This window comes from Pseudooceanicola sp. NS-SX8 (genome assembly GCF_057380755.1).
This window is the reverse complement of the sequence record NZ_CM170819.1, coordinates 4,142,817-4,165,791: the sequence shown is the minus strand read 5'-3', so window position 1 is coordinate 4,165,791 and position 22,975 is coordinate 4,142,817. Positions and strand designations below refer to the sequence as shown.

Below are 22,975 nucleotides of genomic sequence, written 5' to 3'. Positions count from 1 at the left end.
CGGGGCGACTAGCCTCCGCCTGCGGCTTTCGAAAGCCTGAAGACCGTATCGAGGATGAGCGCGGCAGGGTCAAGGTTGACCGCCGTCCCGTGCCGCAGCCGCGCGCCGATCTCCTGCGCTTCTGCCGCCCAAAGACGCGCCTCGTGCGGGGTGGGTGCCAGTCTGGCAAAGGTCTCCGCCTCTCCGTTCGCGGCCTCGGGGAACGGAGCACGGCCCGTGGCGCCGGTTCTTGCAAGCCGTGCAAGCGCCTGGTCGAGAAGGGCCAGGAGAAGGGCGCGCCGTTCCTCTGCGCCCCGGGCTGCGGCAGCATCGGCCAGGGCCTGCGCGCGTGCACGGTCCAGTCTGGGGAGGGAGCCCAGGATCGCGATCCATTCCGCGTAGAGGGCGAGCCCCTTCAGGTTTGCCAGCCTGACAGCGGCCCCGACCGACCCTTCTGCCAGTGCCGACAGCTTCTGTGGGTCGTCTACGGCAATGCCGGCCTGTGACAGGGCGGCGTCCATGTCGGTATCGTCAAGTGGACGAAGGCGCAGGACCCGGCATCGAGAGCGGATGGTCGGCAGCAGGGCTGAAGGCTGGTGCGTGACAAGCAGCAGCGTCGTTCGCGCAGGGGGTTCCTCCAGCACCTTGAGAAGGGCGTTGGCGGCGGAGGTGTTCAGCTCATCCGCGGCATCGACGATGACGACGCGCCGCCCGCCGTCGGCGGAGGAGAGGGAGAAGAAGTTCTTGAGCCGGCGCGCCTCGTCCACCGTGATCTGGGCCTTGAGCTTACCCGTGGTGTCGCTCACACCGCGCCTGAGAACGAAGAGGCCGGGTTCCGCACCTGCGGCCATGCGACGCGACACCGGGTGATCGGGCGAGATGGCAAGGCTGTCGGCCCGGGCGGGGGCAATGGCATCTCCGAACATGCCGCCGTCATCCTCGGAAGGATCCGGGGTGGCCAGTAGGAAACGCGCGATAGCCCAGGCAAGCGTGGCCTTGCCGGTTCCGCGGGGGCCGGTGATCATCCAGCCGTGGTGCAGCCGGCTGTTGTGGAAGGCATCGAGGAACTCCGCCTCTGCCGCCGCCTGGCCGAAAAGCCGCAGCGTATCCCTGGGGTGGGGGGCGCCCTCGATCCGGTCCGGTTCCGGGTGATCCTCGTCGCTCATCCTGCCTGGCCTTCGGTTGCGGCGAAGAACTCCGGCAGGGTGGCCATCAGGCGGCTTTGCACGCTCTCGGGCGTGCCGGATCCATCGACGATACGAAACCGGTCCGAATAGGCATCCGCCAAGTCCAGGTAGCCCTGCCGCATCGCACGCTGGAGGTTTAGGCCGAACGTTTCGAACCTGGCTTCGGCGCCGACACGGGATAGGGCGCGGGACAGGCCCTCTTCGGGATCCATGTCGATCAGCAGGGTGATGTCCGGCTCCCTGCCGATCATCAGCGCATGCAGCCGGTCCACGACATCACGCAGATCGCCGCGGGACAGGCCCTGGTACATGCGGGTGCTGTCGGCGAAACGGTCACAGATCACGACCGCGCCCCGTTCCAGCGCGGGCTGGATGGTGCGTTCCAGATGGTCACGGCGCGCAGCGGTGAACAGAAGGATTTCCGTTTCCGCAGACCAGCGGTCGGGGTCGCCGTTCAGGACCAGCGCGCGGATCTCCTCCGCTCCGGGGGAGCCTCCCGGTTCGCGGGTCAGCACGACTTCCCGCCCCTGGGCGCGCAGCCTGTCCGCAAGCAGTCGTGCCTGGGTCGACTTGCCGGAGCCGTCGATGCCCTCGAAAGAGAGGAAAAGGCCCTCTCCGCTGCTCAAGAGTTGGCCTCCCGCGCGGCAGCGGCGGTCTCGGGCCCTTCGTTGATGCGGCGCAGCAGGTAGCGGGCGGCACTCTTGATCTTGGCAGGGAAGCCGCCGTGCGGCACGGCCTCGGCCGCAACCAGGGGCACGCGCTTCTCGGGCAGGCCTTCAGGGTGGATGACAAGCTCGCCCAGCTCCTGTCCGCGCGTGATCGGCGCCATGACCGGGCCGTTCACCACCACTTCGGAGGACACGCCCTCGGCCGACAGCACCGGCACCAGCGTCGTCACGTCCTCGGCCACGGTCAGGCCGACGTCGGCGGCTGCGCCTTCATGGACCGGCAGACGTGCGGGAAGAACGTCGCCTGCCTTCAGCAGGGTGCTTTCGGTGAACTGGCGGAAGGCCCAGTTGATGATCGACCGGCCTTCCTCGGCCCGTGCCTGCATGCTGTCCAGCCCGGCGTAGACGAAGACGATGCGACGACCGGAGATATCGTCCTTCGCGGAGCCTACCAGGCCGTAGCCAGCTTCCTGGGTGTGCCCGGTCTTCAGGCCATCCGCGCCGATGTCCATCGACAGCAGGGGGTTGCGATTGTGGACGTTCTGGGGCGCGCGACCATCAAAGTGGAACTCCTTCTCGCTGAAGAAGTGGTATTCTTCCGGGAAGTCCTCGATCAGGTGGGTCGCCAGCAGCGCCAGATCGCGCATCGACATGCGCTGCATCGGGTCGGGCCAGCCGTTGGAGTTGGCAAAGGTCGAATTGGTCATGCCCAGCTGATGCGCGCGCTGTGTCATGTAGCGGGCAAAACCGGCCTCGGTTCCATCGGGGGACAGCGCCTCTGCAATCACGGCGCAGGCATCATTGCCCGACAGCACGATAATGCCCTGGATCAGGTCCGACACCTTCACGTGGTCGGTGGTGTCCAGGAACATGGTGGAGCCGCCGTAGTTCATGGCGTGTTGCGACACCGGAAGCTCCTCGTCCAGCCGCAGGCGGCCGTCACGGATGGCCTCGAAGGCGACGTAAAGCGTCATCAGCTTGGACATGGAAGCCGGGGGCAGCGCCTCGTCGGCATTCTTGGCCAGCAGCACGGTGTCGGTGGTGATGTCCACGACAAAGGCGGCGCGGGCGCGGGTGTCGAACGCCTGGGCCGGTATCGCCGCGACCGCAACCAGGGCGGCGGTCACAGCGGCGAATACGGCTCGCATCGGGCGGATTGGCATTTTTGGGTCACTCCTGCTACGCGGTCGGGCGCGCCTTTTGACCTGCCGTTTCCGGCTGGCCGGCGCCCCTGTCTGCTCGGGCCCGTTTTATCACGGGGCGGATCAGTTCGTAACCGGGTAGGCGTCGGTAAAGCCAGCCCCCTTGATGACCTCAAGCATGGTTTCGCGCTCGGACAGGGACAGGGCGGGACCGGCGATCACCCGGTAGAAGGTCTTGCCCTGGCTTTCATGGGTCAGGACCTCCACCTGCAGCTTGCGCTGGCGCATGGCGGTCGCCGTGTTCTCGGCGTTCTTCTTGATGCTGAAAATGCCCAGCTGAATGTAGGGCTTTTCCAGGCTCGATTGCGGCTTGGGCGCCGGTGGCGGTGTCGCGGCTGCCGGGCTGTCCAAGGGGGCCGTTGCGACCTCTGCCGTCGCGATGCCTTCGGCGGTCGCATCGGGTGTAGCGGTGTCGTCGGATCCCTTGCGAAGCCAGCCGAAAAGGCCTTTCCGTGCAGGCGCTTCGGTCGGAGCTTCTGGCGCTGCGGCAGGGGCCGACGGGGCCGTTGCAGCCAGCACCTCGGTTGTGTCGGATGCGATCGGGTCAAGCTCTTGGGTTGCCACGCCGGCGGCGGCGGGGACGGCCGCTGCGGCGGGTAGCGGCGCGGGCTCCGCCGGGGCGGGATCGACGGTTTCCCGGCGCAATGCGGTGACGTTCAGCTGCTGCGGTGCGCCGGCCAGCATCCCCAGGGCAGCTGCTGCATCGGAGGACACCTGCAGCCGCGGACCGGAGCCCATCGTCTCCCTCCGGAAGAGGGCGCCAATGACGAAATTGTCATTGGCCGTGTTGCGGATCAGGACCCTCTCGGGCTCGGTCACATCCGGATGCGCGACCCATACGCCACCGAGAGAGGGGCGGCCGTCCCACAGGCCTGCTTCGGTCACCTGGAAGACATCCGGCGCCTCGATGTCCCGTTCGATCAGCTTGGTGGAACGGGACTGTCCGGCGGCTGTGCCCTGCGGCTCTTCCTGCGAGGACTTGAAAAGCTGAAGCTCACCGCCCTCCTGACAGCCGGACAGGGCCAGTATCAGAGTTGCCGCGAGCACGGAGCCTGTCCGGCCCCGGCGGGTCGCCATGAAATGCTTGGCCTGCATCGTTGTTCCTGCTCTTGCCTCGGCGAGCTCGGGCCCGCGCGGGCCCTGTCGGGCCGTTGTCCTGCACCGGTAGTCCCGGCTTTATACTTGGCAAGATACTAGCGTGAAGCCCCCTGCAAGGAAAGCCCGCCGCGTGGCAGTGGCGGGATTGCACCCGGCCCGGGCAATCCACGACCCGTCCGGAAAGTCTTCCAGAATCAAGAGGGTCTGTTTAGAGGCTGTCGGACCGGAAGAGTGGCAGAGTGGTCGATTGCACCGGTCTTGAAAACCGGCGATGGGAAACCATCCGTGGGTTCGAATCCCACCTCTTCCGCCATCATGCTTATATCCTGGTTTTGAATGGGTCGCCCTGGGCGGCCTTTTTCTTTGATGGTCAGGGCATTGGTGGCGCCGGGCGCGTCCCTGCGCCTGCAAGCGGCCTTTTGAGGGTCACGCCGCGACCGGTCACGCGCGCCGTCTTGGACGAAGCGAAGTGTACTTCCCTTGCCACGCGAGCGCGATCGGAGGCAAATTACGAGATTGCGTAATGTAATAACATAACATACTAGAGCCGAAAGAGTCCTCATCCGGTGTCTGCTGCATGCTCCTGCCTAAGAAACCTGCTTTCCTTCGATCAGCCCTATCGCCGGCCCGTCCCGGCCCCGGTCTGGCCGTGTGGTTGATGGCTGGGAAAGGTCTGTTCCGGGGGCGCGTATGACAAGTCCCCAGGGGCAGTGCCTTCGCTTCGATCTCGCCGGGTTCGCGCGTGGCGGAGAGCTGGGCGATCATGCCGCGCTCATGGGGCTTGTGACGCGCGCTGACAGGCTGGGCTTCGGGGCCATCTGGTTCAACGAGTTCCACTTTCATCGCGAAACTACACCCTATCCGCACACGCTGATGCTTGGGGCCGAGATCCTTGCGCGCACGGAACGGCTGCGGTTTGGAACCTCCATTCTGGTGCTGCCGATCCATCATCCGCTGATGCTGGCGGAGCAGATCGCCCAGCTTGATTTCCAGAGCGGCGGGCGTGTCGATGTCGGGGTGGGGCGGGGGACCGAACCCGCGACCTTCACAGCCTTGGGCATCCCGCAGACCGAGGCGCGTCATAGGTTCGATGTCGCGTTGGATATTCTGCTGCGGGCCTGGACCTGCGAGCGCGTTTCCTCCACCGATCCCACATGGCCCTTCACGGATGTAGAGGTCGGTCCGCAGCCGGTGCAAAGCCCGCATCCGCCCATCTGGATCGCAGGCGTGTCGCCCGAAACCGTTGATGTAGCGGCACGGTTGGGCTTTCCGCTGCTGCTGAGCCTGGAGCCCAACGAACGCCGACAGATCAACGTACTGCGAGAGGCCCTGCGGCGATCCGGCGGAGGGACGGCTCCGATGTCGGCGTCTTCGCTGGCGCGCTACGTCATCGTGGCAGCAACTCCTGAAGAGGCGGAGCGCTCGCTACTGAGGTTGACGGACCGGCTTAACCAGCGGCGGGCGGAACGCGCGCGGTCCCGGGGGGCGCCGATCCCGGCGCGGCGCAGCCCGGACGAGATGCTGGCCGGCTATGCCATTGCGGGTACGCCCGCTGCCTGCCGCAGCCAGATCGAGGCGCTGATCGCCCGGACCGGCTGCCGCAACCTGCGCTGCCTCTTCGATGCCAATGGCCTGATCCCCCTGGCCGAGGCCTCCGCGGCGATGAGCCTTTTCTCGGCGGAAGTCATGCCTGCCTTTGAAGGTGTCGACATTCCGCAAATCCCCGAAACACAATTGGAAATTGCCGAGACATGAACAAATCTCTCTTCCTTGGAGCCGCCTTGTCGGTCCTTGCCTCTTATGCGGCCGCACAGGACGGCTTTCCCTACACGGATGTGAACTGTGGCGTGACCACGGTCTACACCCAGCCGCCCGAGAGGGCCGTGACGCTATCCAACAATGCGACCGAGCTGATGCTGGCACTGGGCCTTGAGGATCACATGGTGGGGACATCCTACATGGCGAACCTGGAAATCAGCCCGCAATACAAGGCGGCTTATGAGGCCGTTCCAATCCTGTCACCGCTGGTTGCGACGACCGAGCAACTGATCGATGTAGGTGCCGATTTCGTCTATTCCGGTTATCCCGACGGGTTCTCCGAAAGCCGGCACACCCGCACCCAGCTTGAAGATCTGGGCATGAAGACCCGGCTGAACACCGAGGGTTGCAACCTGGGAAGGTTCGGCTTTCCGGAACTCTATGACGAGGTCCGTTCGCTGTCCGGGATCTTTGGTGTGCAGGATCGGGGGGAGGCCCTGATCGCGGAGATGAAAGGGCGGGTTGCCGCCGTCGAAGAGCAGCTGCAGGGCACCGAAGTCGTCCCGGTCTTTATCTACAACGGCGGGGAAGACACGCCGCGGGCCGTGCTGGGCAACACCATGCTGAACGCGGTGGTCGAAGCGGCCGGGGGGAAGAACATTCTTGGGAACATTGACAGCCGCTATGGCAGCACCTCGTGGGAGCAGCTTGTCGCGCAGGCGCCCGAGTACATCGTCGTGTTCTATTCCGGTACCTCCGGCGGGAAGGTCGTCGCGAACCCGGGGGCCAACCTTGGCCAGGCGCGGGTGGACGTCCTGAAGGCCAATCCGGTCATCCAGGGAGTTCCGGCCGTGGAGCGGGGCAATTACGTCCTGGTGTCCTCGGTGGAGGGGCAACCCGGCCCGAGTTCCGTGGATGCGCTGGAACGGCTGGCACGGACCTTCCATCCGGACGCCTTCGCGGAGTGACGGGGCGACATGCTTGACGACACCCGAACGGGGGGCCGAACAGGCGATGTTGACCGTGCGGCACTGCTGCGGTTGCTGTCGACGCCTGCGGATGCCGTCGGGCAGCCTGCGGGCCGGGGCGAAGGCCGTTTTCCGCTAGAGAAGGCAACGGCGCCCGGTCGGGGTCGTTTCCTGCTTGTAACGGGATGCATGCTGCTGCTGCTTTGCGCGGCTGCACTGGGCGGGCTGATGTTGGGCTCGGTCCGGATCCCGGCGGGAAGCGCGATCGCCATTGTGGTGCACTGGCTGTCGGGTGGGATGCTGGGGCATGGAAACTGGCGCGAGGCCCATGAGATCATCATCGTGCAGACCCGCATCCCGCGCGTCATCCTTGCTGCTGTCGTGGGAGCGGGCCTGGGCACCGCGGGGATGGTGATCCAGGCGGTTGTCCGGAACCCCCTGGCCGGGCCGTCGATCCTTGGCGTTTCATCGGGGGCGGCGACCGGAGCAGTCGTGGTCATGCGGTTCGGTCTTGTCGTGCTGGGCGCATTTACCCTGCATCTGGCGGCCTTTGCGGGGGCCCTGGCTGCGCTTGGCGTGGTGTTCTGGATCGCGCGCACGGGTGGGCAGATGACACCGACCAGGCTGGTGCTTTCCGGTGTCGCCCTGGGCGCCGTGCTGAGTGCACTGACCAGTCTGCTGGTGCTGACCTCGCCCGATCCGCAGCTGGCCGCCCGGGTTCTGTTCTGGACCCTTGGCGGGTTCGGCGCTGCGCAGTGGAAACTGTTGCCGCTGCCGGTGGTCACCCTCGCTTTCGGGCTTGGGTTCATGCTGTTGCAGGCGCGTCGGCTGAACCTCCTGATGGTCGGGGACGAGAGCGCCGCCGCGCTTGGTCTGGATGTCGAGAGGTTCCGGCGGACGATGTTTATCGTGACGGCCGGGCTGACGGGCGTGGCTGTCGCCGTGGCTGGTGTGATCGGGTTCGTCGGTTTGATCATGCCGCATATCGTGCGCATGCTGGTCGGTGCGGATCATCGTCGGGCGCTGCCGGCGGTGGCCATTTCGGGTGCCGCTTTCACCATCGCGGCGGATCTGGTCGCCCGGTCGGTCATTGCCCCGCTGGAATTGCCGGTCGGAATCGTAACGGCCCTGGTCGGGGGGCCGTTCTTCATCTGGCTGCTGCGCCGTGACGCACGGGGATTGGCGGGGCCGGCATGATCGCGCCGGGGACCCTCGAGATCGAGAATGTCACGGTGAGTGCCGGGGGGCGTGAGCTGGTCCGGGACGCGTCCCTGAGCGTGGGGCCGGGGAAATTCCTGGGGCTGCTGGGGCCGAATGGGGCGGGCAAGTCCTCCCTGCTGCGCACGGTCTATCGTATGAACAGGCCGCAGCGCGGACAGGTGAAGGTGCAGGGGCAGGACCTGTGGCAGCGGCCCGCCTCCTGGGCGGCGCGACATGTGGGGGCGGTCCTGCAGGATATGCCCGCGGAATTTCCCCTGTCGGTGCGGGACGTCATCGCGATGGGACGATCGGCGCACAAGAAGATCCTTGAACCGGATACGACCCATGACGCAGCCCTGATCGGGGCGGCACTCACCTTGCTGCAGCTGGAAGACTTGGCGCATCGCCCGTTCCGGACCCTGTCCGGTGGGGAGCGTCAAAGGGTTCTGCTGGCGCGGGCGATCGTGCAGCAGCCGCGGGTTCTGGTCCTGGACGAACCGACCAACCACCTCGATATCCATCACCAGATGGCGCTGTTGAAATTCGTTCGGGACATGGGCGTCACCGTGATCGCGGCGCTGCATGACCTCAATCTGGCGGCCATGTTCTGTGACCGGCTTTGCCTGATGGCGGAGGGACGCATCGTGACACAGGGCAGGCCGGAAGAAGTCCTGACGGAGGGGCGACTTCGCGAGGTCTACGGACTGGAGGCCACGATCGGAGTCCATCCCCGACTGGGGACACTATGGGTCTTTCCATCATAGGCCTGCCGCCTGGGATAATGCTCTCTTCGGGTGAAAGGGTTCGGGCTGGTCAGACGAGCCCAAGCAATTGGTTCGCGAACCTCTCTCCACTTAGCGCGGGGGAGATATTGTTAGGCTGCGAATTCGTTGGGCCAGGCGAAGGCAAGTGAAAGCATCGTGCAGTTGGCTATGCGCTTGTAGGGTGCATATGGGTTCAAGACTTTTTTGTAATTCAAGTCAGTGTCTTGGGTGTGGCCCGGGCACCTCTTTCGCCACTTGCCGGCATCTGGCAAGGCAGCCGCATCCGGCGTCCTGCCCGGGGCGCCGATGTGCGTCCGAATCGTACCATTCCTATCGGTGCATTCCGGGGGCAAATCTCTGACAACTCAGGCCTTCTGGGCTGATCTCTTCTTACGGCTGATACGAATTTTCCGCTGCAGCGCAAAAGATGCGCAAGGCTGCGGGTTTTCGTTTACATCCCTTCCGATGGGGGCCAGCACTTGGGTGCGGGGCCACCCCGGCCCCGACTGAACTGACTCGGAAGGGAGGAGACTGGCATGAAAGCTCTTGTTCTGGAGGAGAAGGGCAAGCTGTCCCTGCGCGACTTCGATATTCCCGGCTCGATGGGGCCGAAGGATGTGCGCATCAAGACCCATACGGTCGGGATCTGCGGCTCTGACGTGCATTACTACACCCACGGCAAGATCGGTCACTTCGTCGTCAATGCGCCGATGGTGCTGGGGCATGAGGCCTCCGGCACGGTCGTGGCCTGCGGGGCCGAGGTGTCCCATCTGAAGCCGGGGGATCGCGTCTGCATGGAGCCCGGGATTCCGGACCCCAGTTCGCGCGCGTCGAAGCTGGGCATCTACAACGTGGATCCGGCCGTTGAATTCTGGGCGACGCCGCCGATCCACGGTTGCCTGACGCCCGAGGTCATTCATCCTGCCGCATTCACCTACAAGCTGCCGGAGGCGGTCAGCTTTGCCGAAGGTGCCATGGTCGAACCCTTTGCCATCGGCATGCAGGCGGCACTGCGGGCACGGATCCAGCCGGGCGATATCGCGGTGGTGACCGGGGCGGGACCTATCGGCATGATGGTGGCGCTTGCCGCGCTTGCCGGTGGCTGCGCCAAGGTGATCGTGGCGGACCTGGCACAACCCAAGCTGGACATCATCGGCGCCTACGACGGGATCGAGACGGTCAATATCAGAAATACCCCCGCCGCAGAGGCCGTGGCCGAGGCGACGGATGGATGGGGTGCCGACGTGGTCTTCGAATGCTCCGGTGCGGCGCCGGCGGTCCTCGGGATGGCGGAACTGGCGCGCCCGGGCGGAGCCATCGTGCTGGTCGGCATGCCGGTGGATCCGGTCCCGGTGGATATCGTCGGCCTCCAGGCAAAGGAACTGCGGGTCGAAACGGTTTTCCGCTACGCCAATGTCTATGACCGTGCGATCGCACTGATGGCGTCCGGCAAGGTGGATCTGAAGCCGCTGATTTCCGGAACCATTCCATTCGAGGAAAGCATCGCCGGGTTCGATCGTGCGGTCGAGGCGCGTGATACGGACGTGAAGCTGCAGATCGAGATGCCGGAGTAAGTCATGTACCTGGGGATTGATCTTGGAACCTCCGGCATCAAGGCGATGCTGGTGGATGACAGCTTCGCAACCGTTGCCGTGGCCCATGCCGGGCTCACCGTTTCCCGGCCCAGCACTGGCTGGTCGGAGCAGGCGCCGGAGGACTGGATCACGGCCACGGAGGCGGTGCTGGCGCAGTTGCACGCCTCCCATGCGTCACAGATGGCTGGCCTGAAGGGCATCGGCCTGTCCGGGCACATGCATGGCGCCACGCTTCTCGACAGTGCCGACAAGGTGCTTCGCCCCTGCATCCTGTGGAACGACGGCCGCTCCGGCGCGCAGTGCGACACGCTGACGGCGCGTGCCGATTTTCACGGGATCGCCGGAAACCTCGTCATGGCGGGCTTCACGGCGCCGAAACTTCTCTGGGTGGCGGAGAACGAGCCGGAGATCTTCGAGAAGACCGCGAAGGTTCTGTTGCCGAAGGATTACCTGCGGCTCTGGCTGACGGGCGAGCACATGTCGGAAATGTCCGATGCTGCCGGTACGCTCTGGCTGGATGTCGGAAAGCGCGACTGGTCGGATCCGTTGCTGGAAGCGACGGGCCTGACCCGCGACCACATGCCCGGGCTGGTCGAGGGCTCCGAAGTGTCCGGTATCCTGCGGAAGGATCTGGCGCGGAAGTGGGGGGTGCCGCAGGTGCCTGTGGCTGGCGGGGCGGGCGACAATGCCGCGACGGCCTGTGGCATGGGCGTGATGCGGCCCGGGACCGGCTTCCTGTCGCTCGGGACCTCCGGCGTCCTGTTCGCCGCCTCTGATCGTTATCAGCCGAACACCGGCGATGCCGTGCACACCTTCTGCCACGCAGTGCCGGACACATGGCATCAGATGGGGGTGATCCTGTCGGCGACCGATTCGATGACATGGTTGTCGGAAATCACCGGAACACCGGTGCCCGAGCTGGCGTCCCTCGTGCCCGAGGTGATAGATGCGCCCTCTCCCGTGGCCTTCCTTCCCTACCTTTCGGGGGAGCGTACCCCACTCAATGACCCGGCGGCGGCGGGCGCCTTTCTGAACCTGCGGCGTGATGCGGATCTGCCCCAGATGGTCCAGGCGGTGATGGAGGGCGTGGCCATGGCCTTTGCCGACTGCGTGCGCGTCCTGCGCAAGGCGGGCACGGAGGTCGAGGCGGCCTATGCGGTTGGTGGCGGGGCCCGCTCTCGTGCCTGGCTGGGGATCATGGCTTCCGTCACCGGGCTGCAGCTGCTTGTGCCGGAGGAAGGCGACTTCGGAGCGGCCTTCGGTGCCGCCAAACTTGCGGCGGCCGCGGCGACCGGACGGGTCGGAGAAGATGTTTTCGGGCAACCGAAGGTCGGAGAGGTCATTTTGCCTGACCCTAAATTGACTGATCGCTACGCGAAAAAGTATGAGGCCCACTTGGCTTCCTACCCTGCTGTTAGCGGTATCATGTCCTGATTTTTCAATTAGTTCAGGGCTGATCTGTCTTTTGAAATCAACAAGATCCTGCTGCGTTGCGGCAGGATTTTTTTGGCACTGCGGCGCCCGTTGTTTCTGCACCTGCTCAGTTCCCGGAAATGGTGAGTCAAAAAAGTATCGGTTAAGATTTCGTTCTGAGGTAGAGGTCGCGCCATCCGGGGGCTACCGTCCGTTCACCGACAGCACGCTTCGGAGGAGGGGCGGTCGGGCACGACGGAGGAGACGAAATGCAACCCGATCTGGAGCTGGTTCACATCCGCAAGGGCGAGAGTTTCGCCGCCTGGATGCACGGCTACCCGTTCCGGACGGTCCGTTGGCACTACCACCCCGAGTATGAAATCCACCTTGTCGTGGATACGCGCGGGACCTTCTACATCGGGGATCACATCGGTGATTTCGGGCCCGGCCAACTGATCATGACGGGTCCCAACCTGCCGCAAAACTGGATCTCCGAGGTGGCCCCGGATGAGGTCGTGGCGACCCGCTCCCTCGTGATCCAGTTCCCGGAAGACTTCATCGACAACGCCATCGACGGAATGCCCGAGATGGAGGCGATCCGGCCGCTGCTGGATCGCAGCCACCGTGGCCTGCTCTTCGATGATGCGACCGGCGCCCGGGTGAAGCCGCTGATGATAGAGCTGATCGAGGCGACGGGGCTGCGCCGCCTCGCGCTCTTCTGGCAGGTGCTGGATGTCCTGGCCCGCGCGCCCGAGCCCGAAGTGCTTGCCTCGCTCAGCTACGAGCTGGACCTGGCGGAGCTGAACGAGAGCGGTGTGAACCGGGCGATCGCCTACCTGCGCGAAAACCTGACGGAGAACATCGACGAGAAAGACCTGGCAGACCTGGTCAGCCAGAGCCAGAGCGCGTTCTCGCGTGCCTTCAAGCGGCACACGGGATCGACCCTCGTTCGCTACAAGAACCAGCTCAGGGTGGATCTGGCCTGCCAGATGCTCCTGACCCGACCGGAGGCGAAGGTGGCCGAAATCTGCTATGACGTCGGCTTCTCCAACCTCTCGAATTTCAACCGCCATTTCCTGAAACTCAAAGGAATGTCGCCCTCGCAGTTCAGGGCAACCTTTGCCGCGAACGGAGTGTTCTCGGCGACGAACTAGGAACGGCAGATATCGGTTTTCACGAATTCGGGCGGCAGGGTGTCGCCCGGAAAACGGCAGCTTTTGCCTGCCGCAAACTTGGGAGGGAACTCTTATGAACAAATACCTTGGCGCGGCCTCTGCTGCCGCACTCGCAATGACCCTGGCTGCACCGGCTTCCGCGCAGGACGCGCTGAAGATCGGCATGACCTTCCAGGAAATGAACAACCCCTACTTCGTGTCCATGCAGGAAGCGCTGATGGAAGCCGCCGACGCCCTGGGCGCCGAGGTGGTCGTGACTGACGCCGGCCACGATGTGGCCAAGCAGATTTCCGACGTCGAAGACATGCTGCAGCAGGACATCGACATCCTCCTGCTGAACCCGACGGACAGCGCCGGTATCGAGGCGGCCGTGCACATGGCCAAGGCCCAGGGCGTGATCGTCGTGGCGGTTGATGCCAATGCAAACGGGCCGGTGGATACCTTCGTCGGGTCCAAGAACCGCGACGCGGGCTACCAGTCCTGCAAGTACCTGGCGGAGGAGCTGGGTGGCGAGGGCGACGTGGCCATCCTGGACGGTATCCCGGTGGTCCCGATCCTGCAGCGCGTCGAAGGCTGCAAGGCGGCTTTCGAAGAGTATGACGGCATCAACCTGGTCACCACCCAGAACGGCCGCCAGGACCGTTCCGTCGCGCTTGGCGTGGTGGAGAACATGATCCAGTCCAACCCGAACCTGAAGGGTATCTTCTCGGTCAACGACGGCGGGGCCATGGGCGCCCTGGCGGCGATCCAGGGGTCCGGCAAGGACATCAAGCTGACCTCCGTCGACGGTGCGCCCGAAGCGGTCGATGCCATCGCGGCAGGCACGCCCTTCATCGAGACCACGGCGCAGTTCCCGCGCGATCAGGTCCGCGTCGGCCTGGCCATGGCCCTGGCCCAGAAGTGGGGCGCCCGCGTGGTTCCTTCCGAGGTGCCGATCGATGTCGCGGTGGTGGATGCGTCCAACGCCGAAGGCTTCAGCTGGTAAGCTGATCACAGAAGTTCGGGCCGCTCCCGCGCCACGCGCGGGGGCGGCCTTCCCCGTAAGGCCCCCAAGTCCAAGGAATTTGCGCCATGCTGCAACTGACCGGCATCAAGAAGAAGTTCGGGCACATCCAGGTGTTGCACGGCGTCGACCTGCATGTGCAGGCAGGTGAGGTTCACGCCCTTCTGGGCGAGAACGGCGCCGGCAAGTCCACCCTGATGAAGATCCTTTCCGGGATCCTTCGCCCGACCGAAGGGACAATCCGCATCGACGGCAAGGAGATGCAGTTCGACGACTACGACGAGGCGATCGACGCCGGTGTCGGCATCGTGTTCCAGGAATTCAGCCTGATCCCCTTCCTGAACGCGGTGGAAAACATGTTCCTCGCCCGCGAGATGCGCTCGAAGATCGGCCTGCTGGATCGCAAGGCGATGAACAAGCGCGCGAAGGAGATCCTGGCCCAGCTTGACGTCGACCTGCCGCTGGATGTGCCGATTTCCAAGCTGTCCGTTGCCGAACAGCAGTTTGTCGAGATCGCAAAGGCGCTGTCGCTGAACGCGCGGATCCTCGTGCTGGATGAACCTACCGCGACCCTGACGCCCTCTGAGGTGGAGCACCTGTTCAAGGTCATGCGCGAGCTGCGCAAGCAGGGGGTGGCGATCATCTTCATTTCCCACCACCTGGAAGAAATCTTCGAGATCTGCGACCGGATCACCGTGCTGCGGGACGGTGAGTACGTGGGCGACTGCAATGTCTCAGACGTCGATAACGACCGGCTGGTCGAAATGATGGTGGGTCGCCGGATCGAGAACTCCTTCCCGCCGAAGACCGGCCCAGGTACCGGTGCGAAGATTCTGCTGGAATGCGAGGAAGTGCAGCTGCGCAAGGGCGGGCCCCTGTCCTCCTTCGAGCTGCGGGAGGGGGAGATCCTGGGCTTTGCGGGGCTCGTCGGTTCCGGCCGGACGGAAACCGCGCTCGCCATGCTGGGCGCCCATCCCTCCAGCCGTTGCAAGGTGTTGGTGGACGGGGCGGAAACCCGTTTCAAGGAACCTGCCGAAGCGCTGGCGCATGGCATCGGCCTGCTGCCGGAAAGCCGCAAGGAACAGGGGCTGATCACCAGCTTCTCCATCCTGCAGAACATTTCGATCAACAACTATGGCAAGTACCGCAAGCACCACTGGTTCATCGACATGAAGAAGGAACTGGCCTGCGCCGAAGACGTCATGGCCAAGGTCCGCGTGAAGGCACAGGGCGCCAAGGCCCGTGTCGACACGCTGTCGGGCGGCAACCAGCAGAAGGTCGTCATTGCGCGCTGGCTGAACCACCAGATGAAGGTGCTGATCTTCGATGAACCCACCCGGGGCATCGACGTCGGTGCCAAGGCCGAGATTTACCAGCTCATGCGCGAGTTCACCGCGCAGGGCTATGCCATCATCATGATCTCCTCCGAACTGCCCGAAGTGATCGGCATGTCCGACCGGGTCTGCGTCTTCCGACAGGGGGGCATCGTCGCCACCGTCGAGGGCGACAGCATCAATTCCGAGGAAATCATGACCCATGCCACGACCGGGAGAGTCCAGAATGTCGCATAATTCCGAAACCGCAGAGACCGCGAAGAGCGGCGGCGGGTTCAGCCTTCGCTGGATCCTGCAGTCGCCGCTGGCGCTGCCGCTGATCGGCCTGATCGTCGTTTCGATCCTGATGGGCTTCGCATCGGAGAACTTCTTCTCCGTTTCCAACATCATGAACGTGCTGCGGCAGGTGTCCATCGTGGCGATCCTGGCCGTGGGCATGACCTTCGTCATCCTGACGGGCGGGATCGACCTGTCGGTGGGGGCGGTCATGGCGCTGGCAGGCACGATCAGCGCGGGCCTGATGGTCAACATGGGGGTGCCGGCCTGGATCGGCCTTCTGGCGGGGCTGGGCGTGGGCCTTGGCCTGGGCCTCTTCAACGGGGCCATGGTCGCCTGGGGCCGGATGCCCGCGATCATCGTGACGCTGGCCACCATGGGCATCGCCCGGGGCCTGGGCCTGCTCTACTCCGGCGGCTACCCGATCTCCGGCATCCCGTCGTGGATCTCCTGGTTCGGCATCGGACGCGTGGGCATCATCCCGGTGCCCGTCATCGTCATGGTGGTGATCTATGCCCTGGCCTGGATCCTTCTGCAGCGGACCCCCTTCGGTCGCCACGTCTATGCGATCGGCGGCAATGAGCTGGCCGCCAAGCTTTCGGGCGTGAAGACCCAGTGGGTCAAGCTGGCCGTCTACGGCATCTCCGGCCTGACCTCTGCCCTGGCGGCCGTGATCCTGACCGGGCGGCTCATGTCGGGGCAGCCCAATGCGGGGGTCGGCTTCGAACTGGACGCCATCGCCGCCGTCGTCCTGGGCGGTACGGCGATTGCCGGCGGGCGCGGCCTGATCCTGGGCACGCTGATCGGTGCGGTCCTTCTGGGCATCCTCAACAACGGCCTGAACCTGATGGGGATCAACCCCTACCTGCAGGACGTCATCAAGGGCGGCATCATCCTGCTGGCCATCTACATCGGCCGCGAATGGTGACCGGTTCGGCCCGGAGCCTCCTCCGGGCCGCTTTCTCCCCTCGGAACAGTTTGAAAGTTTGGAGAATTTGAATGTCTGAAAAGCTGGACGGCAAGATCGCCGTGGTGACCGGCGCGGCCTCGGGCATCGGCCTGGCCGCCGTGAAGATGCTGCTGGGCAACGGCGCCACCGTGGTCATGGTGGACTGGAACGCCGAGGCGCTGGAGGCGCTGGTGGCGGAGCTGGGCGAAAAGGCCGTGGCCCAGGTGACCAACCTGCTCGACTTTGACAGCTGCAACGCCATGGTGCCCGAGATCCTGCAGAAGGTCGATCACATCGACATCCTCTACTGCAACGCAGGCACCTACATCGGCGGCGACTTCTGGGAAACCGACGCGGCCACCATCGACAAGATGCTGAATCTCAACGTCAATGTCGTGATGAAGAACGTCAATGCCGTCATGCCCCACATGATGGAGCGCAAGACCGGGGACATCATCGTCACCAATTCCATCGCGGGCCATTACCCGGCCTATTGGGAGCCGGTCTATTCCGGGTCCAAGTGGGCGATCACCAGCTTCATGCAGGGGATCCGCCGCCAGATGATCCCCTATGGCGTGAAGGTGGCCCAGGTGTCCCCCGGTCCCGTCGTCTCCGCCCTTCTGGCCGACTGGCCGGAGGAGAACCTGCGCAAGGCCAAGGAGGCCGGTGCGCTGATGGATCCCGAAGAGGTCGCCGAGGCGCTCGAATTCATGCTGACGCGCAAGCGGCAGGTGACCGCGCGCGACATCATCATCATGCCGACCGCCTTCGAACGGATGTGACCCCGCAGGGTGCCCCGCCCGCCGGGGCATCCGCAGAAAGACGAGAAGGATCAGCAGGATGTCCGATCTCTACATCGGCGTGGACGTCGGCACCGGGTCGGCCCGGGCGGGCCTCTTCGATGCCGAAGGCCGGCTGCTTGCCATCGCGAAGCGCCCCATCGACATGCACCGCACCGATGCGGGCCATGTGGAGCAGAGCTCCGACCAGGTGTGGGCGGCCGTCTGCGCCTGTGTCCGCGAGGCCGTGGCGGATGTCGTGCCCGAGAGGGTGAAGGGCATCGGTGTCGATGCCACCTGTTCCCTCGTGGTGCGCGGGCCGGACGGCGGGCTGCCGGTGGGCGATCCCGCCCATCCCGAACGCGACATCATCGTCTGGATGGACCACCGCGCCCTGCCGCAGGCCGCCCGGATCAATGAAGGCACCCACGAGGTGCTGAACTACGTGGGCGGGCGGATCTCACCCGAGATGGAGACGCCCAAGCTGCTTTGGCTGAAGGAAAACCGGCCGGAGGTCTACGCCGGGGCCTGGCAGTTCTTCGACCTGACCGACTACCTGACCTGGCGGGCGACCGGGGCCATCGACCGCTCTGCCTGCACAGTGACCTGCAAGTGGACCTACCTGGCCCACGAAGATCGCTGGGACCCGGCGTATTTCCACGCCATCGGCCTTGGCGACCTGGCGGAGGAGGGCTTTGCCCGGATCGGGCAGAGCGTCGTGCATCCGGGCACGGCCCTTGGCCAGGGGCTGACAGCCGAAGCGGCAGAGCGGCTGGGGCTGCGCCCCGGCACCGCCGTGGCCGCGGGGCTGATCGACGCCCATGCGGGCGGGATCGGCACCGTCGCGGCGCAGGGCGGGGCAGGGGATGCCACGAAATGCCTGGGCTATGTCTTCGGCACCTCCTCCTGCACGATGACGACCGCCGCCGAACCGGCCTTCGTGCCCGGCGTCTGGGGGCCCTACCATTCGGCCATGGTGCCGGGGATGTGGCTGAACGAAGGCGGGCAGAGCGCCGCCGGCGCCGCGATTGCGCATCTCGTGACCCTGCACCCCGCCACGGCGGAGGCGGAGCGGCTGGCAGGGGACAAGGGGCTGGTGCCCTTCCTCGCCGACCGCGCATTGGCGCTTGCGGGGGAGGCTTCTGCCGCTGTCGGGCTGGCCCGTACCCTGCAGGTGGTGCCGGAATTCCTTGGAAACAGGGCACCTTTTGCCGATCCGGAGGCCCGGGCGGTGATCGCGGGGCAGGGGATGGAACAGGGCGTCGACAGTCTTGTCGCGCTCTATGTCGCGGGGGTTTGCGGGCTGGGCTACGGCCTGCGGCAGATCATCGAGACGCAGGAGGCCCACGGCGCGCCGGTCGAGACGATCTCGGTCTCGGGCGGGGCCGGGGCGCATCCGCTGACGCGGCAGATCCTGGCGGATGCCACGGGCCGCGTGGTTGAGGTGACGGATTGCGCGGAGCCGGTGCTGCTGGGATCGGCGATGCTGGGGGCCGTGGCCTCCGGCGCCTTCGGGACGCTGCAGGCGGCGATGCCCGCGATGTCGCGGGTCGCCCTGCGCTGCCGGCCGTCGGCGGATTGGGCGGCGCTGCATGACGCCCGCTACCGCGCCTTCCTGGCGTTGCAACGGACCACGCGGGAGATCCGCGAGAGCATGGCGTCGCTGGACGCCTGAGCAGGAACAGCGGGCCGCGCGCCCGGGGGACAGAGGACAAGCCCATGCAATTCGAAGGAAAATCCGTGATCGTGACCGGCGCGGGCAAGGGGATCGGCCGGGCCTGCGCGCTGGCCATGGCGGCGCGCGGCGCGCAGGTCATCGCGCTGACCCGGACCCAGGCCGATCTGGACAGCCTGGAGGCGGAGATCGGCTGCCGGTCCATCCGCGTCGACATGCAGGATCCGGCGGCCACCCGGGCGGCCATGGCAGAGGCGGGCCAGGCCGATTTCCTGATCAATTCCGCTGGGATAAACGTGCTGGAGAGCGCCTTTGACATGACCGAGGCGGGCTACGAGGCGGTGATGGGCATCAACCTGCGGGCCGCGCTGATCACCTGCCAGGAGTTCGGGCGGGCGCGTGTCGCGGCGGGCGGCGGCGGGGCCATCGTCAACATCACCTCCATCGCCGGGCACCGGGGCTTTACCGAGCATCTGTGCTACGCCGCGTCGAAGGCCGGGCTGGAGGGTGCATCCCGCGTGCTGGCCAAGGAATTCGGGCCGCATGGCATCCGCGTCAACTGCGTCGCGCCGACGATCACCCTGACGGAGCTGGCGGCGGAGGCCTGGTCCGACCCGGTGAAGTCCGGCCCCATGATGGTGCGCCACCCGATGAACCGCTTCGCCGAAGCCGAGGAGGTGGCCGATGCCATCGCCATGATGCTGTCCGAGGACGCGCGGATGCTGACCGGAACGGTGCTGCCGATCGACGGCGGCTTCCTTGCCGTCTGAGCTTTTGACCCCGAAAAACCCTTTCAGGAGAACGACATGAAATTCTTCGTCGATACCGCCGTGGTGGAGGAAATCCGCGAGCTGAACGACTACGGACTGCTGGACGGGGTGACGACCAACCCCTCGCTGATCGCGAAGTCGGGGCGTGACTTCAAGGAGGTCATCGCCGAGATCTGCGCCATGGTCGACGGCCCGGTTTCGGCAGAGGTGGCGGCGCTGGATGCCGCCGGCATGATCGCCGAGGGCGAGCATCTGGCGACGATCGCGGACAACGTGGTGATCAAGCTGCCGCTGACGCTGGACGGGCTGAAAGCCTGCCGGCACTTCACGGACAAGGGGATCAGGACCAATGTAACCCTTTGTTTTTCGGCCAATCAGGCGCTTCTGGCGGCCAAGGCGGGGGCGAGCTTCATCAGCCCCTTCATCGGGCGTCTGGACGATATCAACATCGACGGGATGGAGCTGATCCGGGATATCCGCGAGATCTATGACAATTTTGGGTTCGGGACCGAGATCCTGGCGGCCTCGATCCGCAGCGCGAACCACGTGAAGGATGCGGCGCTGGCGGGGGCGGATGTGGCGACGATCCCGGCCAAGGTGATCAAGGGGCTGGCCGCGCATCCGCTGACCGACAAGGGGCTGGAGCAGTTCGCGAAGGACTGGGCTTCCACCGGGCAATCGATCCTGTAAGCTGTCCCCTGCAGACGGCTTTGGCCCGCGCCCATGGGGTGCGGGTCTTTTCATGAGGGAAAACATATGGTTGGCGCGGTAATTTTCGATCTGGACGGATGCCTGGTGGACAGCGAGGTCCTGTCGCTGACCACCATCGTGCAGGAAATGGCGCGGCTGGGGCTGGAACATGACTGGCGTGAGCTGCGCGGGCGCTACCTTGGCATGTCACTGAGCCGGGTGCGGGAGGATATCGCGGCGGAGACCGGGCGGCCCTGCGGGACCGAGTTCGACCAGGCCTTCGAGGACAATCTGCTGGGCCGATACGAGACCGAGTTGCGGGAGGTTCCGGGGGCAAGCGCCCTGCTGGAGGGGCTGGAGGCAGCGGGGCTGCCGCGCGCGATTGCCACGGGCGGGTCGATCCGGCGCATGGGGAAGACGCTGCAGGTCACTGACATGGAACGGTTTTTCGGGCCGCATCGCTACAGCGCGGATCAGGTGGCGCGGGGCAAACCGGCGCCCGATATCTTCCTGTTCGCCGCTGACGGGCTGGGCGTGGCGCCCGGGGACTGCCTGGTCTTCGAGGACAGCCCGCACGGGGTGAAGGGCGCCCGGGCCGCCGGAATGCGGGCCGTGGGCTTTGTCGGCGGCAGCCATCTTGAGGGCCAGCAGGAGGCCCATGCCGAGGTGCTGCGCGCCGCGGGGGCCGAGGTCGTCCTGACCCGGCTGGAGGAGCTTTCTGCGCTGCTGGGCACCGGCTGAGCCTGCCTGGCAGGAGGGAACAGCAAGACGCCCGGGCCGTGAAGCCCGGGCGTTTTTCTTTTGCGGACAGGTGGTTGGAACAGACAGGCCCTCAGTCAGGCCCTCAGCCAGCCACTCAGTCGAGGGCCTTGTCGGCAGCGTCGGCCTTGCCTTCGGTCCAGTAGCCTGCGGCCTTCAGCAATTCCTTCGGGTGGCCCCGGGCGATGAAGGCGTCGCGCAGGGCGCGGGCGACGCGGGCCTCTGCCGCGATCCAGATGAAACCGCGGCCTTCGGGCAGGGGCAGGGCCTCTGCCGCGGCGAGCAGCGGCGCGGGGTCGGCGGCGGCGGACAGCGGGCGGTGCACCCAGTGGCTTTCGACCGAGGCCGCGGCGTCGAAGACCTGGTGTTCGGCCTCGTCCACCACGGCGGCGAGGGTGATAACCCGTTGTCCTGCCTCAAGTTCTTCGGCGCGGCGGCCGATGGCGGGCAGGGCGGTCTCATCCCCGATCAGCAGGTGCCAGTCCATGTTGGAGCTGATCACCGTGGAGCCGCGCGGCCCGCCGAGGCGCAGGGTGGTGCCGGGCTTGGCATCCAGCGCCCATTGGGTCGCCGGGCCTGCGTCATGGACGGCGAAATCGAGGGTCAGGGTGCCGGCCTCGGTATCGAAGGCGCGGGGGGTGTATTCGCGCATCTCGGGGGCCTCGGCATCGCCCAGGAAAAGCTTGATGTGATCGTCGAAGCCGAGGCTGACGAAGTTGGAAAGATCGTTTCCTTCCAGCGTGATACGCAGCATGTGCGGGGTCAGTTGGGTGACCTCGCGGACGGTGAGTTCGCGGCGGTGCAGCTCATGCCGGTGGCGGGTGATGACCTGGTTCATGGGGGTCTCCTTGGGGGAGGCGGTCGCTGACGGAGGGGAAGGGGATCCGTCTGGCTGAGCCAGTTGGGTTTCGGTGGTGCGGGCCGCCTGGGCGACGGCCTCTGCGATGGATGTGATGGCCTGGGGCGAAAGCTCTGCCTCGAAGGCGCGGCGGAGGGCGGACTTCAGGCTGTCCATGGCCTGCGTGATCTCGGACGGGGCGCGGGAGCGCCAGTAGCGGCCACCGCGCGGCCCGCCGGAGGAGAGGTCGCGCAGGGTGGCGGCATTGGCGCCCAGGTAGCTCTCTCCCTCTGCGGTGATGGTGCAGAGTTTCTTTTTCCCGTCAGTGGTTTGACTGTGGATGTAGCCCTGCTCTTCGAGCCAGGCGAGGGTCGGGTAGATGACCCCGGGGCTGGGCCTGTAGGTGCCGGCGGAGCGTTCCTCCAGCGCCTTGATGATCTCGTATCCGTGGCGCGGGGCCTCGGCGATCATCTGCAGGGCGAGCAGGCGCAGGGTGCCGTTGTCGAAGGGGCGACGGGCGCGGCGCGGCCCCTCCCGGCGGCCCTTCATCGGGTGATCGGCGTGTTTCATGGGGAGTACGTAACATTCGATATATCGAAAAACAAGATATATCGAAAATGCGGCGGTGCGCGTTAACGCGGCCTTGCCGAAACCTTGGGGCATCGTTTCGAACGTCGGTACTGCGGTGCAGCGAATCGGGGCGGAAAACGGCGGTTAACAGGGGAAAACGGGCGATTTCGGCACGTCGGTACAACGTCGGTATTACGTCGGTATCGCGGCGGTGCGGAAACCGGGAAAGGGCCGGGTTAAGGCAGCGTGCGCAGGGAGCGTGCGGTAAGGAATTGGAAGGGGGACGCCTTGGGGCGGCGGGGTGAAGCCCTTGGGAGGGCGGGGG

20 protein-coding genes and 1 tRNA gene are annotated in these 22,975 nt (G+C 65.6%); 16 read left to right on the top strand and 5 right to left on the bottom strand.

The window, feature by feature from the left end; genetic code table 11:
* Nucleotides 1-8 precede the first annotated feature (8 nt).
* The 4 genes from AC2IR1_RS19000 to AC2IR1_RS18985 all read right to left on the bottom strand — a co-directional run bounded on the left by AC2IR1_RS19000 (nucleotide 9) and on the right by AC2IR1_RS18985 (nucleotide 4,131).
* Nucleotides 9-1,145 carry a DNA polymerase III subunit delta' gene (locus AC2IR1_RS19000; protein ID WP_486473543.1) on the bottom strand — a complete coding sequence of 379 codons (1,137 nt, stop codon included), beginning with the start codon at nucleotides 1,143-1,145 and terminating at the stop codon, nucleotides 9-11.
* On the bottom strand, nucleotides 1,142-1,792 hold the full coding sequence (gene tmk / locus AC2IR1_RS18995; protein WP_486473542.1) for a dTMP kinase: 651 nt from the start codon (nucleotides 1,790-1,792) through the stop codon (nucleotides 1,142-1,144). Before tmk ends, AC2IR1_RS19000 begins: the two co-directional genes overlap by 4 nt.
* The gene (locus tag AC2IR1_RS18990) at nucleotides 1,789-2,997 is read right to left on the bottom strand and encodes a D-alanyl-D-alanine carboxypeptidase family protein (protein WP_486473541.1); all 1,209 of its coding nucleotides are present in this window, start codon (nucleotides 2,995-2,997) and stop codon (nucleotides 1,789-1,791) included. Before AC2IR1_RS18990 ends, tmk begins: the two co-directional genes overlap by 4 nt.
* Before the next feature lie 102 nt (nucleotides 2,998-3,099).
* Nucleotides 3,100-4,131 carry an SPOR domain-containing protein gene (locus AC2IR1_RS18985; RefSeq protein ID WP_486473540.1) on the bottom strand — a complete coding sequence of 344 codons (1,032 nt, stop codon included), beginning with the start codon at nucleotides 4,129-4,131 and terminating at the stop codon, nucleotides 3,100-3,102.
* Nucleotides 4,132-4,359: 228 nt separating this feature from the next.
* Here AC2IR1_RS18985 and AC2IR1_RS18980 point away from each other — a divergent pair.
* The 16 genes from AC2IR1_RS18980 to AC2IR1_RS18905 all read left to right on the top strand — a co-directional run bounded on the left by AC2IR1_RS18980 (nucleotide 4,360) and on the right by AC2IR1_RS18905 (nucleotide 21,224).
* A tRNA-Ser gene (locus tag AC2IR1_RS18980) sits at nucleotides 4,360-4,447 on the top strand.
* Between the two features lie 377 nt (nucleotides 4,448-4,824).
* Nucleotides 4,825-5,889 (top strand): LLM class flavin-dependent oxidoreductase, encoded by a 1,065-nt coding sequence (locus AC2IR1_RS18975; RefSeq protein ID WP_486473539.1) that lies wholly within the window; start codon nucleotides 4,825-4,827, stop codon nucleotides 5,887-5,889.
* Nucleotides 5,886-6,860 (top strand): ABC transporter substrate-binding protein, encoded by a 975-nt coding sequence (locus AC2IR1_RS18970; protein WP_486473538.1) that lies wholly within the window; start codon nucleotides 5,886-5,888, stop codon nucleotides 6,858-6,860. The genes AC2IR1_RS18975 and AC2IR1_RS18970 overlap by 4 nt, the downstream gene beginning before the upstream one ends.
* Before the next feature lie 189 nt (nucleotides 6,861-7,049).
* On the top strand, nucleotides 7,050-8,057 hold the full coding sequence (locus tag AC2IR1_RS18965) for a FecCD family ABC transporter permease (RefSeq protein WP_486473537.1): 1,008 nt from the start codon (nucleotides 7,050-7,052) through the stop codon (nucleotides 8,055-8,057).
* The gene (locus tag AC2IR1_RS18960) at nucleotides 8,054-8,824 is read left to right on the top strand and encodes an ABC transporter ATP-binding protein (RefSeq protein WP_486473536.1); all 771 of its coding nucleotides are present in this window, start codon (nucleotides 8,054-8,056) and stop codon (nucleotides 8,822-8,824) included. Before AC2IR1_RS18965 ends, AC2IR1_RS18960 begins: the two co-directional genes overlap by 4 nt.
* 536 nt (nucleotides 8,825-9,360) lie before the next feature.
* The gene (locus AC2IR1_RS18955; RefSeq protein WP_486473535.1) at nucleotides 9,361-10,398 is read left to right on the top strand and encodes an NAD(P)-dependent alcohol dehydrogenase; all 1,038 of its coding nucleotides are present in this window, start codon (nucleotides 9,361-9,363) and stop codon (nucleotides 10,396-10,398) included.
* Between the two features lie 3 nt (nucleotides 10,399-10,401).
* Nucleotides 10,402-11,853, top strand: coding sequence for a xylulokinase (gene xylB, locus AC2IR1_RS18950; protein WP_486473534.1), 1,452 nt, complete (start codon nucleotides 10,402-10,404; stop codon nucleotides 11,851-11,853).
* Between the two features lie 248 nt (nucleotides 11,854-12,101).
* Entirely contained in the window at nucleotides 12,102-12,986 is an 885-nt protein-coding gene (locus AC2IR1_RS18945) for an AraC family transcriptional regulator (RefSeq protein WP_486473533.1), read from the top strand.
* 94 nt (nucleotides 12,987-13,080) lie between these two features.
* The gene (locus tag AC2IR1_RS18940) at nucleotides 13,081-13,992 is read left to right on the top strand and encodes an ABC transporter substrate-binding protein (RefSeq protein ID WP_486473532.1); all 912 of its coding nucleotides are present in this window, start codon (nucleotides 13,081-13,083) and stop codon (nucleotides 13,990-13,992) included.
* A gap of 86 nt (nucleotides 13,993-14,078) precedes the next feature.
* Nucleotides 14,079-15,581, top strand: coding sequence for a sugar ABC transporter ATP-binding protein (locus tag AC2IR1_RS18935; RefSeq protein WP_486473531.1), 1,503 nt, complete (start codon nucleotides 14,079-14,081; stop codon nucleotides 15,579-15,581).
* Nucleotides 15,571-16,548: an ABC transporter permease gene (locus tag AC2IR1_RS18930; protein WP_486473530.1), complete on the top strand. Its 978-nt coding sequence runs from the start codon at nucleotides 15,571-15,573 to the stop codon at nucleotides 16,546-16,548. The genes AC2IR1_RS18935 and AC2IR1_RS18930 overlap by 11 nt, the downstream gene beginning before the upstream one ends.
* Before the next feature lie 71 nt (nucleotides 16,549-16,619).
* On the top strand, nucleotides 16,620-17,351 hold the full coding sequence (locus AC2IR1_RS18925) for an SDR family oxidoreductase (RefSeq protein WP_486473529.1): 732 nt from the start codon (nucleotides 16,620-16,622) through the stop codon (nucleotides 17,349-17,351).
* A gap of 58 nt (nucleotides 17,352-17,409) precedes the next feature.
* Complete coding sequence (locus AC2IR1_RS18920; RefSeq protein WP_486473528.1) at nucleotides 17,410-19,023, top strand: FGGY-family carbohydrate kinase; 1,614 nt, start codon at nucleotides 17,410-17,412, stop codon at nucleotides 19,021-19,023.
* A 44-nt stretch (nucleotides 19,024-19,067) separates the two neighbouring features.
* On the top strand, nucleotides 19,068-19,793 hold the full coding sequence (locus tag AC2IR1_RS18915) for an SDR family oxidoreductase (RefSeq protein WP_486473527.1): 726 nt from the start codon (nucleotides 19,068-19,070) through the stop codon (nucleotides 19,791-19,793).
* Between the two features lie 36 nt (nucleotides 19,794-19,829).
* Nucleotides 19,830-20,483: a fructose-6-phosphate aldolase gene (gene fsa / locus AC2IR1_RS18910; protein WP_486473526.1), complete on the top strand. Its 654-nt coding sequence runs from the start codon at nucleotides 19,830-19,832 to the stop codon at nucleotides 20,481-20,483.
* A gap of 66 nt (nucleotides 20,484-20,549) precedes the next feature.
* Nucleotides 20,550-21,224: an HAD family hydrolase gene (locus tag AC2IR1_RS18905; RefSeq protein ID WP_486473525.1), complete on the top strand. Its 675-nt coding sequence runs from the start codon at nucleotides 20,550-20,552 to the stop codon at nucleotides 21,222-21,224.
* Nucleotides 21,225-21,339: 115 nt separating this feature from the next.
* Here AC2IR1_RS18905 and AC2IR1_RS18900 read toward each other — a convergent pair whose 3' ends face one another.
* Nucleotides 21,340-22,650, bottom strand: coding sequence for an SIP domain-containing protein (locus AC2IR1_RS18900; RefSeq protein ID WP_486473524.1), 1,311 nt, complete (start codon nucleotides 22,648-22,650; stop codon nucleotides 21,340-21,342).
* Nucleotides 22,651-22,975: the final 325 nt, after the last annotated feature.